General features: G+C 63.6%; 18 protein-coding genes. 6 read left to right on the forward strand and 12 right to left on the reverse strand.

What is annotated here, in order from left to right:
• The 3 genes from QWJ38_RS19580 to sodC are packed head-to-tail and all read left to right on the forward strand — an operon-like array spanning position 1 to position 2,338.
• Positions 1-1,536 (forward strand): malonate--CoA ligase, encoded by a 1,536-nt coding sequence (locus tag QWJ38_RS19580; protein ID WP_290360799.1) that lies wholly within the window; start codon positions 1-3, stop codon positions 1,534-1,536.
• Entirely contained in the window at positions 1,533-1,757 is a 225-nt protein-coding gene (locus QWJ38_RS19585; RefSeq protein WP_290360800.1) for a cysteine-rich CWC family protein, read from the forward strand. The genes QWJ38_RS19580 and QWJ38_RS19585 overlap by 4 nt, the downstream gene beginning before the upstream one ends.
• Before the next feature lie 47 nt (positions 1,758-1,804).
• Entirely contained in the window at positions 1,805-2,338 is a 534-nt protein-coding gene (gene sodC, locus QWJ38_RS19590; RefSeq protein ID WP_290360801.1) for a superoxide dismutase [Cu-Zn] SodC, read from the forward strand.
• A gap of 15 nt (positions 2,339-2,353) precedes the next feature.
• Here the strand turns inward: sodC and QWJ38_RS19595 are convergent, their stop codons facing one another.
• The 3 genes from QWJ38_RS19595 to QWJ38_RS19605 form a co-directional block, all read right to left on the reverse strand.
• Positions 2,354-2,644 (reverse strand): hypothetical protein, encoded by a 291-nt coding sequence (locus QWJ38_RS19595; protein WP_290360802.1) that lies wholly within the window; start codon positions 2,642-2,644, stop codon positions 2,354-2,356.
• 172 nt (positions 2,645-2,816) lie between these two features.
• Positions 2,817-3,086 carry a GlsB/YeaQ/YmgE family stress response membrane protein gene (locus tag QWJ38_RS19600; protein ID WP_290360803.1) on the reverse strand — a complete coding sequence of 90 codons (270 nt, stop codon included), beginning with the start codon at positions 3,084-3,086 and terminating at the stop codon, positions 2,817-2,819.
• A gap of 134 nt (positions 3,087-3,220) precedes the next feature.
• Positions 3,221-3,895 (reverse strand): TetR/AcrR family transcriptional regulator, encoded by a 675-nt coding sequence (locus QWJ38_RS19605; RefSeq protein WP_290360804.1) that lies wholly within the window; start codon positions 3,893-3,895, stop codon positions 3,221-3,223.
• A 1,142-nt stretch (positions 3,896-5,037) separates the two neighbouring features.
• Here QWJ38_RS19605 and QWJ38_RS19610 point away from each other — a divergent pair.
• A complete protein-coding gene (locus QWJ38_RS19610; RefSeq protein WP_290360805.1) occupies positions 5,038-5,373 on the forward strand; it encodes a GGDEF domain-containing protein in 336 nt (111 codons plus the stop codon).
• 13 nt (positions 5,374-5,386) lie between these two features.
• Here QWJ38_RS19610 and QWJ38_RS19615 read toward each other — a convergent pair whose 3' ends face one another.
• Both QWJ38_RS19615 and QWJ38_RS19620 read right to left on the reverse strand, forming a co-directional pair.
• Positions 5,387-5,914 carry a 3'-5' exonuclease gene (locus QWJ38_RS19615; RefSeq protein ID WP_290360806.1) on the reverse strand — a complete coding sequence of 176 codons (528 nt, stop codon included), beginning with the start codon at positions 5,912-5,914 and terminating at the stop codon, positions 5,387-5,389.
• 63 nt (positions 5,915-5,977) lie between these two features.
• Positions 5,978-6,910, reverse strand: coding sequence for a VTT domain-containing protein (locus tag QWJ38_RS19620; protein ID WP_290360807.1), 933 nt, complete (start codon positions 6,908-6,910; stop codon positions 5,978-5,980).
• Between the two features lie 429 nt (positions 6,911-7,339).
• Here QWJ38_RS19620 and QWJ38_RS19625 point away from each other — a divergent pair, with 429 nt between their 5' ends.
• A complete protein-coding gene (locus QWJ38_RS19625; RefSeq protein ID WP_290360808.1) occupies positions 7,340-7,966 on the forward strand; it encodes an FMN-binding negative transcriptional regulator in 627 nt (208 codons plus the stop codon).
• A gap of 4 nt (positions 7,967-7,970) precedes the next feature.
• Here QWJ38_RS19625 and QWJ38_RS19630 read toward each other — a convergent pair whose 3' ends face one another.
• A complete protein-coding gene (locus QWJ38_RS19630) occupies positions 7,971-8,519 on the reverse strand; it encodes a hypothetical protein (protein WP_290360809.1) in 549 nt (182 codons plus the stop codon).
• A 521-nt stretch (positions 8,520-9,040) separates the two neighbouring features.
• On the opposite strand from QWJ38_RS19630, the gene QWJ38_RS19635 reads away from it, so the two are divergent.
• Entirely contained in the window at positions 9,041-9,619 is a 579-nt protein-coding gene (locus QWJ38_RS19635; RefSeq protein ID WP_290360810.1) for a hypothetical protein, read from the forward strand.
• 206 nt (positions 9,620-9,825) lie between these two features.
• Here the strand turns inward: QWJ38_RS19635 and QWJ38_RS19640 are convergent, their stop codons facing one another.
• The 6 genes from QWJ38_RS19640 to QWJ38_RS19665 all read right to left on the reverse strand — a co-directional run bounded on the left by QWJ38_RS19640 (position 9,826) and on the right by QWJ38_RS19665 (position 19,644).
• A complete protein-coding gene (locus QWJ38_RS19640) occupies positions 9,826-10,782 on the reverse strand; it encodes a hypothetical protein (RefSeq protein ID WP_290360811.1) in 957 nt (318 codons plus the stop codon).
• 180 nt (positions 10,783-10,962) lie between these two features.
• Positions 10,963-11,721, reverse strand: a complete 759-nt coding sequence (locus QWJ38_RS19645) for a hypothetical protein (RefSeq protein ID WP_290360812.1) — start codon at positions 11,719-11,721, stop codon at positions 10,963-10,965.
• 198 nt (positions 11,722-11,919) lie between these two features.
• The gene (locus tag QWJ38_RS19650; protein WP_290360813.1) at positions 11,920-12,114 is read right to left on the reverse strand and encodes a hypothetical protein; all 195 of its coding nucleotides are present in this window, start codon (positions 12,112-12,114) and stop codon (positions 11,920-11,922) included.
• 123 nt (positions 12,115-12,237) lie between these two features.
• A complete protein-coding gene (locus tag QWJ38_RS19655; RefSeq protein ID WP_290360814.1) occupies positions 12,238-12,714 on the reverse strand; it encodes a MarR family winged helix-turn-helix transcriptional regulator in 477 nt (158 codons plus the stop codon).
• A gap of 515 nt (positions 12,715-13,229) precedes the next feature.
• Positions 13,230-15,152 (reverse strand): hypothetical protein, encoded by a 1,923-nt coding sequence (locus QWJ38_RS19660; protein ID WP_290360815.1) that lies wholly within the window; start codon positions 15,150-15,152, stop codon positions 13,230-13,232.
• Positions 15,142-19,644, reverse strand: a complete 4,503-nt coding sequence (locus QWJ38_RS19665) for an HTH domain-containing protein (protein WP_290360816.1) — start codon at positions 19,642-19,644, stop codon at positions 15,142-15,144. Before QWJ38_RS19665 ends, QWJ38_RS19660 begins: the two co-directional genes overlap by 11 nt.
• Positions 19,645-19,661 lie beyond the last annotated feature (17 nt).

A 19,661-nucleotide genomic window follows, 5' to 3' on the forward strand; every position in this document is an offset into this window, starting at 1 on the left:
ATGAACGCCAACCTGTTCGCCGCGCTGCGCGCGGCTTTTCCGGCCGAGCTGGACCGCACGGCCATCGAATGCGCGGACGGACCGCAGGCGGGCCAGCGCTACAGCTGGCGCGATCTCGAGCGCGGCACGGCGATGCTGGCCAATCTGCTGGAATCGCTGGAGCTGCCGGCCGGTGCGCGCGTCGCGGTGCAGACCGAAAAGAGCGTCGAGGCGCTGATGCTCTACCTGGCCGTGCTGCGCGCCGGTTTCGTCTATCTGCCGCTGAACACCGCCTACCAGGCGGCCGAGATCGAGTACTTCATCGCCAATGCCGAACCGGCCGTGGTCGTCTGCGCGGGCAAGAACTTCGGCTGGGTCAGCAAGATCGCCTTCCTGGCCGGCACGCAGAACGTGTTCACGCTGAACGAGGACCGCACGGGCACCCTGCTCGACCGCGCCGCCCATTGCAGCGACCGGCACGAGATCGCGCTCAAGAAGCCCGATGATCTGGCCGCCATCCTCTACACCAGCGGCACGACCGGGCGCAGCAAGGGCGCGATGCTGAGCCACGGCAATATGCTCAGCAATGCGCAGACCCTGAAGGACTACTGGGGCTGGCAGGCTGGCGACGTGCTGATCCACGCGCTGCCCATCTTCCATGTGCACGGCCTCTTCGTCGCCTCGCATGGCGCGCTGCTGAACGGCAGCAAGATGATCTGGTTCGCCAGGTTCGAGCCGCGCGCGGTGATCGCGCGTCTGCCCGAGGCCACGCTGTTCATGGGCGTGCCCACGCTCTATGTGCGCCTGCTTGGCGAGGCGGGGCTGAACCGCGAGGCCTGTCGGAACATGCGGCTCTTCATCAGCGGCTCGGCGCCGCTCTTGATCGAGACCTTCAAGGACTGGCAGCAGCGCACGGGCCACACCATCCTCGAGCGCTACGGCATGAGCGAGACCATCATGCTGACCTCGAACCCCTATCGCGCGGCCGACGGCGAGCGCCGCGGCGGCACCGTCGGCTTCGCGCTGCCGGGCGTCGGCGTGCGCGTCCACGACGACAAGGGCCAGCCCTGCGGCCCGGAGGAGATCGGCAATATCGAGGTGCGCGGCCCGAATGTCTTCGCCGGCTACTGGCGCATGCCGGAGAAGACCAAGGAGGAGTTCACCGCGGACGGCTGGTTCAAGACCGGCGACGTTGGCAAGCGCGACGCGCAGGGCTACTTCACCATCGTCGGCCGCAGCAAAGACCTGATCATCTCGGGCGGCTACAACGTCTACCCGGCCGAGATCGAGGGCTGGTTGAACGAGATGGCCGGCGTGGCCGAATCGGCCGTCATCGGCGTGCCGCATCCGGACTTCGGCGAGGCGGTCGTCGCCATCGTCATTGCCAAGCCGGGCGCGCGGCTGGACGAGGCGGCGATGATCGCCGCGCTGAAGGCGCAGATCGCCAACTTCAAGGTGCCCAAGAAGCTCTTCGTCGCCATCGAATTGCCGCGCAATCAGATGGGCAAGGTGCAGAAAAACCTGCTGCGCGAGCAGCACCAGGCGCTGTTCCAATGAGCGAGCCCGCAGCCGCCGCGCGGCCCGACAACGCCCGCTGCCCGCGCTGCGGCGGCGCCTTCCACTGCGGTGCTGGCGAGGTCAGCTGCCCCTGCTTCGAGCTGCGGCTCGGCGAGGCCTTGCGCGAGCAGCTGGCGCGGCAGTACGGCGGCAGCGACTGCCTGTGCATCGCCTGCCTGGCCCTGCTGCAGCGGCAGGCGCTTCATCAACAATCGGGCTGACGCCGCCGGCCTCGCATGCGAGGCTCCCACCCCTGCAAGGAGGATCGATGATGACCGTGACACGGATGATGTTCGCCGCCGCCACGCTGCTGGCCGGCTCCGCCGCGCTGGCCGCCGAGATCGGCGTGACGATGAACCTGGCCGAGAAGAGCGGCAGCGGTGCCGGCGTCGGCACGATACGCATCGTCGAGACGCCCCATGGCCTGGCCTTCTACCCGGCGCTGAGCGGCCTGCCGCCTGGCCTGCACGGCTTTCATGTGCACGAGAAACCGTCCTGCGCGCCGGCCGAGAACGCCGGGGCGATGGTGCCGGCGCTGGGCGCCGGCGGCCACCTCGATCCGCAGGGCACGAAGAAGCATGGCGAGCCCTGGGGCGAAGGCCATCTGGGTGATCTGCCGCCGCTTTATGTGGCGGCCGACGGCACGGCCACTTCGCCGGTGCTGGGCCCGCGGCTCAAGCTCGACGATGTACGCAATCGCTCGCTGATGATCCACGCCGGCGGCGACAACCATGCCGACCATCCGATGCCGCTGGGCGGCGGCGGGGCGCGGGTGGCTTGCGGGGTGGTCGGCGGCGGCTGAGCCCCGCGGGCGTGGTCAGAGGCTGGCCAGCGCCCAGGCCGCGTTGTAGACGCCCAGCAGCAAGGCCGCCACCAGCAGATTGGCCAGCAGGTGGCGACCACCGCGGACGATGTCGATGCCGACGCGCGCGCACAGGCAGCCCCAGCAACTGACGAGCAGCAAGGCACCGGCGTCGATCAGGTCGAGCGGCCAGCGCAACGCATGGGCAAGGCCCAGCAAGGCGATCCACAGGCCGACGCCCATGATGGTCGCGGCCGTCACCTCGCCGTAGCTGGGCCGCCGCAGGGTAATTCCAATCAACTTCATGACTCGCACAGGACCGCTGCAAAACAAGGAAACGAAACTTAGCAGCAGCGCGCTGTCTTGCGCGAGTGAGAAAGACACGGCCCCGGCCGTCTGACACACGGCCGCAGCCGAGGGCGGCAGGAATGCACGCTTGCCCGGCCCGTTTGTCAGGGGCCGGGCCCGCAGCGCACGCTTAACGCATGCTGCCGCGGCGGAACAGATTGACGATGCCCAGCAAGATGATCGCGCCGAGCAGCGACAGACCCAGGCCGGCAAGGCTGAAGTTGCCCTGGTTGATCGTGGAGACGCCGAACAGCGGTGCCAGCAGCCAGCCGCCGAGCATCGCGCCGACGATGCCGACGATGACATTCAGGATGATGCCCTGCTGGGCATCGGTCTTCATGATCATGCTGGCGACCCATCCGATCAGGCCACCGACGATCAGCCATATCACGGTATTCATAGCGACTCCTTGCTCGGTAGAGCGATTGCCAGGCGAGCACATGAAAACCCGGTGCCGTGTTCCGCCCGGCGACAGGAACACAGCCGCGGGCAATATGCACCAGCCCTCGCACCGGCGCAAGCCGCGGCAGGCGCTCAGCCGGCCCGACAGAGCCGGGCCAGCTGCCCCGCCACCATCTCGGCCATGGTCTGCGCGACCGCCTGCGGGTCCAGCGCCGGTTCGTCGAACAGCAGCTCGTGGGCGCTGTAGAGCGCGTCGATCGCCAGCCGTATCGTCAGCTGCGCGCGAGCCGCATCGACCCGCGGATGAGCGACCAGAAAGGGCGCCAGCACCATCTCGCCAAGCACCTCGCGCGAGCGCAGGCGCTGCGGCTGCAGCGCCGGCACCGCGCGCTGCGCGCGGGTGACCCAGACGCCGGCCGGCATCTCGGCGGTCAGCTGCTGCATCTGCAGGAACAGCGCGGCCATGCTGTGCGTGAACTCGGCCTCGGGCAGCGCCATCGTCGCCGGCACCGCCCAGGGCTGCAGCAGGCGGTTCTGCTGCTGCATCAGGCGCAGGCTCAGCTCGTGCAGGATCGCGTATTTGTTCGGGAAGTACTGGTACAGCGCCGGCGGCGAGATGCCGGCGCGCTGGCAGACCAGATTGGTCGACAGGCGTTCGATGCCGACCTCGCCCAGCAACTCGGCGCAGGCGGCGAGGATGCGCTCATAGGTCTCCACCGCGCGCGGCTGCAGCGGCGCGCGCTTGGGCTCCAGCGCCGGCTTGAGCGGCGCGTTCCTGGGGTTTGCTTGGATGTCGCTGAGGCTCATGCGGCCCAGTCTAGCCGCGCCGTCGCGGCCGCCGCCCCAGGCTTGTACCGAGGCGCGGCTTGGGCACAATGGGTGCGCGCCGGTCTTCCCGGCGCCTCTCCCAAGATGCCACTTCTTGCCTCGTCCGCAGCCGGCCGTCTTCGCGAGCGCCTGCTGTCCGCCGGCCCGCTGCTCGCGCTGGGCATGGTGCTGCTGCTGTGGGGCCTGGTCGGCTGGTTCGTGCTTGTCTATCCGAAGCAGCTGCAGGACGAGCAGCGGCGCGACCTGCGCAGCGCTGCTCGGGCGGCGGCGGTGCAGACGGTGGCCGTGCTCGGCGATGCCGAGAACAGCCTGCGCACCGTCGATCTGTGGCTGCGCACGCGGCCGCGAGGGCGGGCTGGACGACGCTTCGCTGACGCAGCTGGCCGGCACCCTGCGCGAGACCTCGCACCGGCTGATCGACCTGGCCCTGGTCTCCAGCACCGGCGAGGTGCTGCGCCTGCCGGCCGGCATCGGCCGGGCGCAGATCGACATCGGCTCGCGCCATTACTTCATGCAGCTGACCGGGCCGTCCGCCGACGGCCTGGCGCTGGGCCTGCCGCTGCGCCTGCGCCCCGACGCCCCCTGGCAATTGCCGCTGACGATGCGGCTCAGCGCGCCGGTCGGCGAATGGGGGATCGTGATGGCGCTGATCGATCTGGGCCGGCTCGGCGAGCTGCACCGCAACTTCCTGCGCGGGCCCGACGACGCGATCCTGCTGATGCGCGGCGATGGCATCGGCCTGGCCCGCACGCCGGAGCTGCCCGGCCTGGGCGGCCGCAATCTGTTCGAGAACGAGCGGCACCGGCTGTCGGACTTCGCCGGGACGGCGGGCCTGTTCACCAGCGACGGCTCGGCCACCGACGGCCTGCAGCGCAGCGGCGCCTACCAGAACCTGGCCGGCTTCGGACTCAAGCTGCTGCTCTCGCAAAGCGATAACGCGGCGCTGGCCAATTACCAGCGCCAGCGCCGGCTGGTGCTGCTGCTCAGCGGCCTGATCAGCCTCGCCGCGCTGGCGATCACGGTGATGATGAACCGGCTGCAGCGGCGCACCCGGCTGCGCGAGGCCGAGCTGAAGGCGACCAGCGACGCCTCGCCGCTGGGCCTGTTCCGCGCTGAAGGCGGTGGCCGGCCGGCTGCGTCACACGGTGCGGCCGCAGGACCTGGTGGCGCGCCTGGGCGGCGACGAGTTTGCCGTGCTGCTGACGGCGCTGAGCCCGGCGGAGGCCGCCGGCGTCGCCGAGAGCCTGGCCGCCAAGCTGGTGGCCGCGCTGTGCCGGCCCTTCCGCATCGAGCAGCTGCAGCTGCAGATCGGCGTCAGCATCGGCTACTGCGTCGCCCGCGCCGAGGGCGCCGATCTGCAGGCGCTGATGGCCGATGCCGATGCGCGGCTCTACGAGGCCAAGCGCGGCGGCCGCGGCCGCTTCCAGGGCGCCGTGCTGCTGAATCCGGCGGCCTGAGTGCCGCCGCCGCTCACAAGGCCGCCGTGCCGGCGCGCTGCTGCCGCAGGCGCTGCAGCGCCAGCTGCAGGATGCGCGCATCGCTGCTGGCGCGATGGCGCTCGGTCTTCAGCTCGCGGCGCATCTGCTCGGTCAGGCCGTGCCAGCCGGCCGCCTCGTCCTCGCTGAGCAGGCGGCGCAGATCGTCGAGCCTGAAGCGCGGCTGCATGCCGGCCGCGTCGAACATGCGCGCCAGCCAGGGATAGTCATTGCCCCAGCCATCGCAATAGACGGTCTGGCCGGCCAGCCGCGCGTTCATCTCGGCGGCGATCCATTCGGGCGGTCGCCCATGGGCCAGCAGCGCCTCGCGGCTGATGCCGTGCAACGCCTGCGCGCGCTCGTCCCAATGCTGCCAGTCGGCCACCGGCCGGATCAGGCTGCAGAAGCTGCGGCCCTGGCCATCGACGAAACCGACCTCGATCGGGTAGCTGCCGCGACCGAAGCCCGAGGCCTCCAGATCGAGGATCGCGGGCAGCGAAGCGGTGTGCAGCTCGGTCGACACGGCCGCAGTGTAGGCGCGGGTCCGCGCCGGCGCTGCAGGGCAGACCCTCGAACGCGGCCGCGCTCAGGCCAGAGCCACCGGCCGGCCGGCGGCCTCCCAGCCGTCCAGCCCGCCGCTCAGCGCCCGCGCCCGCGTGAAGCCCAGCTGGGCCAGCGCCTTGGCCGCCAGCGCGGCCGAGGCCTCGTTGGGGCAGTTGCAGTAGAGCACCAGCTCGCGGTCGCGCGGCAGGCTGCGGGCCTGCTCGGCGATGCGCTGCGGCTCGGCCAGGCGCGCGCCCGGAATGCGGCGCGGATCGGCGGCCCGGCTGGCGGCGGCCCGCACATCGATGAAGACCGGCTCCTGCCCCTGCTCGACCAGCGCGATCGCCTCGTCGACGCTGATGCGCGGCATCTCCAGCGCGCGCATGAACTGGCGCCGCTGCCACCAGCGCCGCAGGACCAGGCCGATGACGATCAGCAGCAGCGCCAGCCCGGCCAGCAGGCCGGCGCCGGCCAGCATGTCCAGCACCTGCTGAATCTGCGTGCTGAGCAGCAGGCCCAGCGCGAGGAAGACGCCGCTCCACAGCGCGCCGGCAATCAGGTCGAAGCCGATGAAGCGCGCCAGCGGCATGCCCAGCGCGCCGGCCATCGGCGCGGCCACGACCGAGATGCCGGGCAGGAACTTGGCCGCCAGCAGCGCGCTGCCACCCCAACGCTCGATCAGCGACTCGCTCTGGCGCACGCAGGAATCCGGCGACAGCGAGACCCGGCACAGCAGACGCATCACCCGGTGCCCGAAGCGGCGGCCGGCCTGGTACCAGACGCCGTCGCCGAGCAGATTCGCCAGCACGGCAACGATGAAGCTCCAGGCCCCCGACAGCTGCCCGGCGGCCGCCAGGCCGCCGGCCACGACCAGCAGCGGCGCGGCCGGCACGGGCGCGCCAACCCGGGCCGCCAGGGTGACCAGGAAGACCAGCAGCACGCCATGCTGGACCAGCAGTTCGATCAGGGTACGCATTGAGGGAGTCCACAGACTGCCGGCATTCTGAACCGGCCGCCAAGACCTTGCCCGGCAAGGGCCGAGCGGCGGCATCGCTTGTGCCGACACCGCAGGCCAGCGGGCGACAATCGCCCTCGCCGACGAAGCCACGCGCAAACTGGCACGGATGCTGCTGAGTCACCCATATCTTCGCTTGTCTCCTCCACCGCTCACCGGTGGTTCATGCCCCGGATCGCAAGATCCGGGGCTTTTTTTGCCCGTTTCTGCCGCTGCATCCCGGTAAACCGACTAACGCGGCATATGGACGCACCAGCTTGGTGGAATCTGCACCGGATCGGGCCGTGGCGAAAAGCACCGCAACGGGTTCTTTTCCACCGGCCGGTCTGGCGGCACAGTAGCGCCCTGGGCCGGATTCCCCGGCACCGCCATCGTCAAGCCGAGCGCCCCATGTACCTGCCACCGCAATTCGCCGAGACTCGCCACGAGGAACTCCACCGCATCATCCGCGAGCATGCCTTGGGCATGCTGGTCACCCAGACGGCCGCCGGCCTGGAGGCGAACCACCTGCCCTTCCAGCTCGATGCCGGGCAGGGACCGGCCGGCACCCTGATCGCCCATGTCGCGCGCGCCAACACCATCTGGCGCGAGGTGAAGGACGGCGACCCGGTGCTGGTCGTGTTCCGCGGCGTCGAGGGCTATATCTCGCCGAACTGGTACCCGGGCAAGCAGGACACGCACCGCCGCGTGCCGACCTGGAACTACGAGGTGGTCCATGCGCATGGCACGATCCACATCCACGACGACGAGAACTTCGTCCGCCGCGTCGTCGCGCGGCTGACGCGCCAGCACGAGGCGAGCGAACCGCAGCCCTGGAAGATGGGAGAGGCGCCGGCCGACTATCTGACGAGCATGCTGGCCCATATCGTCGGCCTCGAGGTCCGCGTCCAGCGGCTCGAATGCAAGCGCAAGCTGAACCAGCACCATGAAGTGCGGGACCGCGAAGGCGCGATCGAAGCGCTGGAGGCGCGCGGCAACAGGGGCCTGGCGCAGGCGATGCGGGAAACGGCGAAGTAGACCCTTAAGGAGCCGTCGCCGGACGCTCCATCTCGACGACTTGCTCGCGCTCGAACAGCTTCATCGCCGTCAGGCCGACCTGGCGGGTGTCGTAGAAGGCATAGGCGCTGACGCCCATCGCGCCGAGCAGCGGGACCCAGCGAGAGACCGATTTGCCGACGATCTTCTCGCCCAGCCTCATGCCGACGGCCGTCGCCAGTTTCTGCAGCGCGCCGCCGACCAGCGGCCGCACGACGAAGCGCTCGCCGACGCGCACGACCAGATCGCGCACCGCCTGCGCCGCCGTGTAGCGGAACAGGCAGTACAGCATCTGCGAGGGGCCCAACTCGGCCGAGCGGCCATACAGCGCGGCGATATCGGCGACCAGCTGCGCCTGGATGCGCCAGACCGTCATCATCTCCGGCAAGATCGTCAGCCAGCCGAGCGGGCCGGGTGGCAGGGCCAGCGCACCGGCGGCCAAGGCCGCGCGCGAGGCGGCCTCATGCGCGGCCTTGCGGGCCGCCTCGGCCGGGCGTTCGCTCAGGCGCTGCGTCGATTCCGGCGTCCGTGCCACCAGTTTGTGCGATGACGCATAACCTGCAAGCAGGGCCCTAATGGTGACAAGCACTTAGGCAGCCCCTCGACACCATAAGTTGCAAGCCGCGCCCCCCCATATGCTGCTAATGGCCACCAAGATGCACGCATAACCTGCAAGTGGCTTTTCCGGCCCAAATGACCCTCGCCACTGAACTCCATCCGGCGAGAGAAGACCGGTGGGATGCCTAGAAAACCGGGGGACTTGGGCACAGCGAAGCAGCCACTTGGTGCGACCTCCGGGTTAGACAGCCATGGCTCAGCGGTCTGGAGGGGTGCTTGAAAACACCTTGCTGGAAGAGGTCGATTCGACCTCTGGATTCGGTCCTAGCAGACCGAATCAGCTACAGATCAGCGACCTGCTGTTGAAAGTCTACTCCGACATCTACTGATGCGGAAGGGGTCGGTCAGTACTGGTGTCGACCAAGGCATCTACGCAAAGTCCACGCGACCGCTAATCGTCAGTTATGCAGTATGGTTCTCCCAAGAGGACTTTCCTAAATGGGCCAATCTACGGACAAAGTCGCGGAGGCGGTGCTGCAGCTCGTGGCACGAACACCCGAGTCCACGCAGCGCCTGAGCGAGCGCCCGGCAGAGGCTGCTCGCAAGGTTGCGCACGAGGCGGCCTCGCGGGCCGCGCTGGCGGCCGGGGCGCTGGCCTTGCCCCCGGGGCCGGTCGGCTGGCTGACGATACTGCCCGAGATGATGACGGTCTGGCGCATCCAGGCGCAGCTGGTCGCCGATGTGGCGGCGCTGTACGGCCGCTCGGCCGAGCTGGGGTCCTCGCAGATGCTCTACTGCCTGTTCCGCTACACGGCGGCGCAGGCAGTGCGCGATCTGGTCGTGCGCGTCGGCGAACGTTTCGTCGTGCGCCCGGTCGTCGGCAGCGCGCTGCAGAAGCTCGCGAAGACGGTGGGCCTGAAGCTCGGCGAGAAACTCGTCGGTAAATCTGTCTCCCGCTGGGTGCCGCTGATCGGTGCGATGGGTGTCAGCGCCTATGCCTTCTATGACACCCGCCAGGTCGGGCTGACGGCGATGAAGTTGTTCGAACGCGAGCAGGTCATAGACGCAGAAGCCTGAAGCGGGCGACTCTTCCATGACCCGTATGGTGTGACTCAGGAAGCCGCATCAAGACTCACAATGATTCACCCTCTAAGGTTGGGTCCAGCACTGAGGAGACTTGGCCGCGACTGGTTCTGACATTCAGGGCTTGTGCTGCCTCAGACAGCGATACGCGTGTGCTGATGGCGGAGTACGTGCAGTTTGGTGCCACGTCGCCAGACAATTCAAGACGATTTCTGGACGCCGTCCGGAACCAAGCCCTTCCCACTGCCATCGTGTTCAGGCTTACTCTTACCGACATCGCTATCCGCCCCGAGCGCACCTTGCAGACGTCGGAGAAAGGCACATAGCGATGACGGCTCGGTGCCTACCGCCTCAGAGCTCTCCAACGCCGGGGGGCCGAGCTCTTGAAGCCGGTCTGCTGGCGTCGTCGTTTCCTTTGCTGCCGTCGAGAGCGGTGCAAATATTTTGAGGCGGTAGCTCACCGTGGGGTTCACTTCGCGTGTCTTCATCAGCCAGAAGATGGCGAACGCGACCACGCCGATCGATTCAACCCAGAAGACCGCGCGCTTATGGAAAAGAGACCCTTGGATCTGGTGCCCAAGAAGCGCCACCACCATCGCTACTGCCATAACGGCAGAAACCAGCCAGTAGCGCAGTAGCCATTTGCAGCGGACGTTGTTGCCCCGTCCTCGAAGCGTCTGACCGGAGAGCACGGTGCTGACGTAGATCATGCAAATGAAGAACCCCACGGCCGTCAAGCCATGGACCGATAGCGTGATTGGGCCCAACTCCCACTGCACCTGAATCGTGTGTCCCCACAGCACGAACGAGGTCAGGTTCAGCGGGAAGAATGCGACGCAGACCAGCAGGAAGCCCCCGACATCGAGAACGCGGTTCTCTAAGGTGCTATAGCCTTCATAGAGCATCAGAAACACGCCGATGCAGGACAGCATGCCCACCAGAAGATTGCGCTCAAAGTCGCCGGCGATGTAGTAATGGCTGATCGACGGCTGAAAGCCGTAGTCATGGACGATGTAGGAAACGAACGCCAGGCTGACCGGCAGCAGGATAGCCAGCACCGCCATGGAGGTACGCAGCTTGATATAGGCAACTTCGTAGTGCGAATACTTGCGTGCCAGGGAAGGTCCGGCATCCGCTTTTACTTGGTCGGCGGCCATAGGTGCTCCGTTTCTTGCGCGCGAAGCCTAACCATCAAACCAACCGGCTCGCGACATCAAAATTGTGGACGTCGCCCTGTCCATCAAGCCTTGAACTCACGCATGCTTTACAAACTGGCGAATCGGGGGGCGGCCGGCGCAGGCACCCTGCCTGCGCTCGGCCGCCGGGTTCCGGTCCTGCTATTCGTCGTCGATCTCCGTATCGAACCCGTCACCGAAGCCGCCTCGCATCATGGGGGTTAGGACGGTGTTGCGCGACGGCGAGTAGCGCAAGCCGGATGCGGCCGCCTCTTCGACCTTCTTGGGATCCCAGCCGGCGGCAATCATGTCGTTGGCAACGGCCGGCGTAATCTTCATGCTCATGTCTGGGTGGAAGAGCGCCGCGAACTTGCCTACAAAGTCCTGGGTCTTGTCGATCATCTGACGCAACTCGTCGAGTGGATAGCCCATCAACATGCGGGCGCCGACATCAGGGTGCGTCGTCTCCAAGACAAAGGCAGGCCCGACAAGCTCGTAGTGCCCATCCCAGCCAATATTGATTTGCCTTGCGGTCTCGTCCAGATCCAGTTCTTGCTGCTGACCGCGCCACGTCAGGCAAGCGACCAACTGTTCGCTGGGTTCTAGCAGCCAAGCGTCGCCCTGGTGTGCGACTAACAGCAAAGGTACGATGTTCGCATTCGCGCCAGTGATGATGAACTTCGTCACGCCGTCGGCGGCCGCCGCCTGGATGAGCGCGACCTCGTCCTTGAGTGCATCCAGCCCGCGCTTGGCAACGGATTCCTTGGCGCATAGCTGCACATGGTGCCAATGCAGGTAGCCGGCGCTGCGCGCGACGCGGTTAAGCAAGTCGACGTGCTTGCCGCCGGCGTTGCGCTGGAGGCGCTTGGCCTGCTTCTTGAGTTTGTCCACCATGGCGGCGGACGTAGGGATGTGTCGCATGTCAGATTCCTTCATCTGCGTGCGAACGACCGGTGCTCACTGCCGCGTTCGCCACAGAGGGGAATCGGACAAGGGATTTGTGAAGGTCGTCCCGCGAGGGTTTGCCGAAGGTGAGCAGCTGGCGCCGACTTGCGCGTGGCCATGCTATCGCACCTCGCACGATGCGCGCAAGGTGGTTAAGCCAAACGCGCGGCGCGACTAGCTAAGGCGCTCCGACGTCGTGTCGACCTGCCTTTTCATGGCCGCTTTCAGTTCTGCGTCCACCCCATTGGCGGCCGCCAGACGCTCGACAAGGTCCCTCAACGCGGCAAGCTCAACGCGATCAATTTCGGCGTCGCTGGTGATGAAGCCGCCCTCATGGACTTCTTGCGCGAAGTTCAGTTGCCCGCCCACCTGTTGTGAATGGGGACGTGCGCTGCGACCTCGTCGTCGATCAGCTATGCGGGCGAGCGGCCGGTTCACCGATTGTTTCCCCTCGATCGACCCGAGTACTCAAGACATCCCATCACCTTCCGCTTACGCAGCTTCCGCGAAGCGTTGGAGCTTTTTCAACGCGCTGAAAAGAGCCTTGCGCTCAGACAACGCCAGCACCGTAAGCAGCTCGGACTGACGCCCTCGCGTGGCCTTGAACGACTGTGCCTGCAGTTGTCGTCCCCTATTCGTCAGCTCCACTAACAGGCGTTGCTTGTGCTGCGGATCCGAGTCTCGCTGCACTAGCCCACGCGCGACTAACGCATCAAGTACACGACTGATCTGCGCCTTGTCCATCCAAGTCCGGCTAGCAATTTCTCCTGCGATGCTTCGCCCGTTCTCATGAAGGAACGAAAGCAACCGCCACTCGGGCAGCCCCAACTCGAACACATCAAGCGCGGGTTTCGTCAAATTTCGCTGGATCGCGGTGGCGGTCCCAACCATCAGGACGCCGGGAAAGTCCCTTATGGCGAGGGTTGATCCGTCCGGCAACGGGTCACGCCAGCTATCAGGAAGGTCCATGACTGCGGCTGAATTCGAGGCTGCTGACAACTTACTCACTTGACCAGTAAAGCACAGCATTCCCGACTATCTCATCCTGATTTACACCGATGACTTAGCAACGGTAAATTTTGCATTCTCGTGTCAATTACCGTTGACATGACAACGGTGTTGGAAGAGCATCGCTTTAGTGTCAGCAACTTCTGAATCGAGCAACCTCGCTTCGATAAAGGGATCAAGCCTGTGTGCAGCCTCACAACCATCCCCTGCAGCAAACCTGCATATTCCGGTCTCGGCGGCCGCAGGTTCCATTTCAAAGTGCGCCGGTCGCTCCAGACGAATTCGGCATAGGCTTCCAGCTTGAATCTATGCCGCTCGCGCCGAAGCAAACCAGGCCAGACTTTCTTCTCCTCAACTATCCAACGATATAGGTTGAAGCGCCCCCGACGCATGTAGACGCGCCCGGTGTCGGCAGAAATCAGTCTGTGAAACTCATCGCCGTCTCGTCTTGAGGGGCGCTCGGAGGATTGACTCGGCTAGTGTGCGAATGCGTCCAGAGCAGCATCAGCAGATGCGCAGTGCCTAGCAAGCATCGGTTCCATTTTCACTAGGCGACGGAGCTTAGGCAGGAAAGCTCTTGCCGCATTCTTGTCGCTCGTCTCGAAAGCGATCTCGGTGAGCCATTCACCCGCAAATCGAGCCCATTCTTCTAGGTCCTCGAATGAGGCCGCGGTGATTAAGGCAATCCTCAACTCCTCGTCTAGATCTCCACTGAGACGCTTCCGGCGCCGCATAACACGCGTAAGCACACGGAGTGCATCCGCGAGGTCTCCACTGCGCGTGACCGCGGCAAGAGTTGCAAGCCCCCCCACAAGACTGAAGTTCTTACCTTTGTCGTCTGTGTCCTCAAGAGAAAATCTGACACGCCGCAATGCGCCTGCTGCGAGGTCCGCCATTCCTTCCTGCATGTCAAATAGCAGTGCCCCGTTTACAAGTCCCGCAAATGCACTTGCCTCAAGACGATCAGCTTCAAGCGCGGTTCTCACCGCACGCAGCAAGTCGTCAGGATAGGGACGCCCAGAAGCGACCGCGCCTTCCATCGGGCCGGGGAGATGCGGGAAAGGCCACTGGGCGGCTTGCGCAAGCTTTGAGTCTGGACCAAGGAGAAGCTTCCTTAGGGAATCGAGTTTGATCTTGCCTTCATTCCGACCTGCCGCATTCGTTATGCGACCTATGAACTCAAAACGAAGTTGATCGGCGCCCACGAAGTCGGGAAGCCAACGAGGTTCACGGCGAAGATCGATCAGTCCTTGCAGAAAGTAGATCTGACCAATGCCCATAGCTTGGGCCCATCGTGTGACGCTTGCAATATTGATTCGCGCTTCATTGATGGCGCGGATCACAAGCGAGGCATGTGCGATCGCTGCTTGCCTGAGATAGAACGGAGGGGCATCTCCAAGAGTACGCTTCCGCGCGAGTTCAGAGGCCGCCATGACAACCGTGGCGCACAAGAGAGCGAAACTGCTACCGTCGTCTTCGGGATCGTCTAGCAATAGTCCTTCGACTATCCGCTCAACAAGTGGACCAAGCTCGGGAAAGACATCCAGATGAGAAAGCGCAATCTCTACCGCGCCGACTCGCGAGATCGGATCGCCATGCTCGACCAACCACTCATAAATTTGAACTAGCTCATGTCGGTCAAACGCGTCGATTTGTACGCACTCTGCAATCGCCCCCGCCGAGCACATCAGCAGCGCAAAACTAAACCCCTGCCGACTCTCACCGCCTTGAAGATTCGCGATGCGAGGCTTTGCTCCAGCCTCAACATACTCCGCGACGGTGGCGCTCTGCCCAAGTCTCCCGACAAGATGTTCGTAGTAGCGGCGATCATGTGGAACCAGCGTTGTGACATCGACATTCACTTGCTCCATGTTCGCCCGAAGAGCCCGGAAGACATTTGCTGGCGTTAGCTCGATGTCCGCTATCAGTTCTGCGAACTCATCGTCACTGAGTGGTGATTGCCGCAGACGATTTAGCCAGCTTTGGGTGCTCTCGCGGTCCAAGAAAATCGCCGGCACCATTCGCTCGAACCAGCCTGTTCTAACCGACACATCGTCCGCAAGTGCGGAGTGGTCCATCAAAGAATAGTGTTTCTCTTTGGTACGCAGTGAAAACGCCACGCCCTCGTCTCGCGGCTCGGCGAGCAACTGCCAAGTCCGACCATTCTGATCGTCGACGGAGATGACAGACCCAAGGTCTCGGATGGCGCTCCGAATGCTTTGATAGAGCTGGCTGCGGTTAAAGGATGGGCCATCCTTTCCGAGCGCCAGGCTGGTTGTCGTTGCGATGCGCCATCGTCCAATGAATGCCTTGTCATCAAGGAGGGCGCGTTGAACGTCGGGAGGGAGCAGATCAATGGCTGCTTGAACAAGCACCCCTTCGATAGCCCTACGATTCATTTCCCGCCTCCAACTCGTCCGCCGAAAAGTCGACACCTTGGTCAACGATCGCCTTAGCGCGTTCGAGCAGAAGCCCATATGCCTTGTGATCCTCGTCGGCAATTGGATTGAGGATACGAGAGCCGAACCAGCGCCAATAGGCTTCTTTCACCGCTTGAGACTGAGTCACAGCAAGCATCATCAGAAGCGCCACCCAGTTTAGGTATCGATCTTCTAGTTGTTGTGCCCCCTCATTGAGGCGGTGCGTCCAGCCCCGGACATCACCCAGCTTCAAAAGCCAGTCTGACCGTGCGCATGCCGCAGCTTCGTCCAAATCGCCAGTCCATTGCTCCTTCAGCACAAGCATTGAAACGCCGAGCACAGTGTTCAGCCAAGGGAGCTCCTTGGGGAACTGAAGCAAATCACTCATGCGGATGCGTTGGACATTCTCCCGAACGATCCGCAGTTCTGCAGTCTCAACAAGAGCTCCATTGACAACAGGTGCGCTGGAAATGAACTCCGACAGTTCCTTGTGACTGAGGGGCATCAACGCATAGTTCGCGCGACGCAACGCTGTCCTGGCTTCTAGGACTTTTGCCGCGGAGAGCGCGCCACGTCGCTGCAGGGAATCTAGTAGGTCAACGGTCGTCAGCAACGGCTTGGTAGACGTCTCTGACGCGATGGAAAGATGTTGATTCAGGAATCGGTCGTCGCTGACGCCAGCATCCGCGTTGTCGATCAGCCTTAGCATGGCGACGGACGGGTGCGCCAATGCGCCCCGGGGGCTATCCTCGTCGTCGACGCGAATTGCTCTTCCGAGGTGTACCTTGCCACTCTCAAGACCATTCTTCAAATTGCTGCGCAGCCCGTCCACGACCTTGATGACAGCGGCGCTGCTTGCGTCATGCCGAATGAGCGCATTGGCTTCCTCTATCTCGCTTTGAGGAACGACCGCCGTAACGCCGGCGCGATGCAGTTTCTGGAGGAGCCCAAGGAATTCCAGGTGAGAGACGGTGATGTCATCCAGATAGAGAACAGCGCCGTCCGCAATGTCGGGTCTAGACGGCCACGGAGCTTCTCGCAATCTAAGCGCATCGCGGGCCTCGTCGGCCTCCTTCGCAGTAAGAATACCTTTCTGCGCAAGCTTGTCGACTACATCCACCGCGCTACAGAGACACGGCATATAGCCAGCAAGATCAGCTTCCTCTTTCATGAAGGTACTGACTCTGTGGATGGGGCCACCTCGAACGACCAACCGTTGCCTCTTATCTGAATGAATAGGATCCGAGGCCTCCGCAATCAACGCAGCCAGCGATTCGCCAACTTCATTGATTAGGCCCTCCGGCGCAGATGAAGTGCCGTCGAAGGCCCGTAAATGTCGGTCAGCAATCATTTGCCGAAGCTCTCGAGCAGCAGCGACCCGGCTGGGCTGATGAAAGAGGATTCGGGCTTTCTCGTCCAGCAGCCAGCCAAGCGTGTTGTGAGGGATGACGATCCTGTCGAATGTGGAGATGTATAGACCAAGGACTCCCAGCAACTCCGCTGTGATCAGCGACGTGGGGTCCATCGCAATCACGCTGGGGTCGAACGCCGCTGATGCCCGCGCACCACTGAGTGCATGAACTATTGGCCGTCGGCGAACGTCCGGCTCATCGACATTGCTGAGCGCCGGCAACAGGAATAAGTTCAGAAGCGACCGGTTCAGGATCCGACCGAACGTGAATTGGGGAATCTCTCCCTTGGTGAGTAGACTCCAAGCATCGGCTTCACGCTTATCCCAAGCTGGTTTCCGCTCAACGATGTCTTCGATCGAAAACCTCTGAACAAGTCCATCGCCCGCCTGCTCCGATAACGCAGCGCTTTGCTCGAACCATTGAAACACTTCGCGGCTTTCTTCCCAACCGGCAGAAACTGCGGCGTGATAGCAACCGAGGAGGGTTGCCGAGTCCCCTGCGGCTCGCTGCGCCGCCTCGCGCACAAGATCCCTTCCTCGCGCAACGCCAATGAGCTGTGCAATCTGTCCCGCACGGAGCAACTCCGTGGGCGCTCGCTCCACGCGGTTGCTCCATTCGCTCTCGACAAATCCTTGCAGCGATTCCCAGTCTCCTGAGGTGACGGCAAGGCTGACTTGCAATTGGCGGGCGCCGGCTGAATCGGCAGTTTGGCGCAATGCATCCAACGCCAAGCGCGCTTCATTGAGGCGGCCTTGCTCGCAAAGAGTGCGGGCATAGAGGAGACGTGCCTGGTCGTACCGAACGGATAGATCAGCGTATTCAGCAAATACGGCCAGCACTTCTTCTAAGCGCTCCTGGTTGTATAGCGCGACCGCGTATCGATGTGCGTCGGCAATATCGCCAGTCAAGGCCAATAGAGACTTGCCGTACTCCGCAGTTTTTGCCCAATTTCTCGTACCCTCATAGGCATCGACAAGGAGGCGCAGATCCACAATGGACCTACTCTTTTCATAGGTCGCGAGTCGGCCACCGATAGGATCATTGCCAGCAACCTCTTCAAGCAGGCGGCGCAGCCGATCTTCCTCGTTCGGCGTAATACCTTTGCCTATCGCCTCCCGGAGGAGAACTTCTGCTTGTGCGACTTGCCCAGATTTGGCGAGCGTCTCGATCTCGAAGAAATAGACGCCCTTCCATTCGAGATGGTCCAATAGCTGCGCACGATGCTTGTCAACATACGAGGCAGCAGCAGCGTGGCTTCCTTGAACGAACGCAAGCGAAAAGCGCGCCACTGCGGCATCAGGCGAGGTCCCGCCGCTCAGGGCCGTCTGGCGATCGACTTCCTTTTCGACCTGCGGTAGATCAATCTCGATACCAAACTGCACAGCTAGATTAAGGCGTCGAAGGAGTACCGTCGGGTCCCTCAGGCTGGCGGTCATTTCACTTCGGGCAGACGCTTCGTGCTCGGGGTCCCGAAGCCGAAGCCAGAGCGCTCGATCACTTGCGTCTCCTGCGCTTACCGACATTCCGAGTTCAGCGGCGACCGATGCCAGGCGCTCGTAGAGTTCCACAGCTCTTCTTCTGTGGCCGAGGCTGTCAGGCTCGCTGCGCAGTGGAAATGTCGCAGCATTGCTAGGAATGTATTGTCGCGGCAGCATCCGCAATTCATCCGGCACCGCTTGTATGAGATATGCATCCGCTGCGAACCTGAGAATCGCGGGCGTTCGTTCGAAATCGGCTGTTGTCAGCGCGGTCACAAGCTCATACGCGATGTCCCATGATCCTGCGTCCAATGCAGATCCAAGCCGAAACAGCTTTGCATCGCTGTCGAGATCGGCGCCAGTCAAGCCGGCGTGCTGAAGCCAAGTCTCGGCCTCTTCAAACCCTTTAGTCTTCTGAACACAGATGTACGCGGCGCCGCGCGCCATCGGCATGTCAATAGCAGCCAGCAATCCGAGACTATCCGCAAGGTTGCCGCTGCCCTGCTTTATGAAAGCCCGGGCAATCGAGATCAGTTCCTGGCTAGGACTTGTGATGCGATCCAGTGCCGACTGCGCTTCGTCAGGCGCAGTAGTCGCTAGGAACCTTGCGCACCAGGCGAGCGCCTCGCCTTTAGTGGCGCTGCTAGCCAGTGCAAGGACACCGTTGTCCAAGCTGACCGTCAAGCGTCGCGCGTCCTCGATCGTATTGACGCCTGCAAAAAACCGACATCTGCGCAAGCGCTCTGTTTGCCGCGCAACCTCGGCGTCAACAATTGCCGTGTCCATGGCCGGCACAAGTGATCTGGCCTCGACTGTTCGCTTGACGGCTTCGAGCGCTAGAGTTTGCTCCTGGCTCTGCGTCGTAAGTTGCCTGAGTTGGCTGGTATTGCTTTCAAGCGCCTCTGCCATCCGCGCTAGGCGCGGAACGGCAAAAGGGCGCGCGATGAACTCCTTCAAGAGAACATAGACATCTGTTTCCCGGCTATCGGGCTTGCAAATGGTTGTGTGACTTTCATCCACCGTGATGGGCAGCTCGGGCAATCCTGGATCAGCACTATCCGACCAAACGACCTTTCCGAAGGTTTCATGGAGGTTGATCCCCAAAACGCGTTCGGGGCGGCCTTCGGCTAACAGCAGATGCTCAATACCGCTGGCCTGGCTTTTCTTTCGATACCAGCGGTTGAGGTCTTTCAGCTGCGGACTGCCTAAAAGAAGATCCCGCGTTGCGGCGGAAGGCCGAAGCAAGAGCATCCGCAGTGCAACTGCGAGGTTGGCCAGGATCGCGCCACGATGCGGCGTACCTAAGAAGGCTATGCGCCTAACGCGCGCGAGAAAATCCTGGGCCCTACCATTGCTCTCGGCATCACGATCGGCGCTCCGGAGCAACTGTTCCACGACGAGTCCGCCAAGGCTGTGCACGACAAAGATGACATTGCCATTCGCCAGCCGGGGCTCAACAAGCAGTCTGGCAAGGACGTTGTCCGCCCGATCGGGCAGCGCCAGCGCGATGCCGCCCCAATTGGTCTTCGGGGCAGGATAGCCAACAAGCCATATGCCCAGCCCAGCAATGTCTTCAGACAACCAGCCTGGCCAAAGCA

The organism is Roseateles violae (assembly GCF_030410485.1).
GTDB lineage: Bacteria > Pseudomonadota > Gammaproteobacteria > Burkholderiales > Burkholderiaceae_C > Roseateles_D > Roseateles_D violae.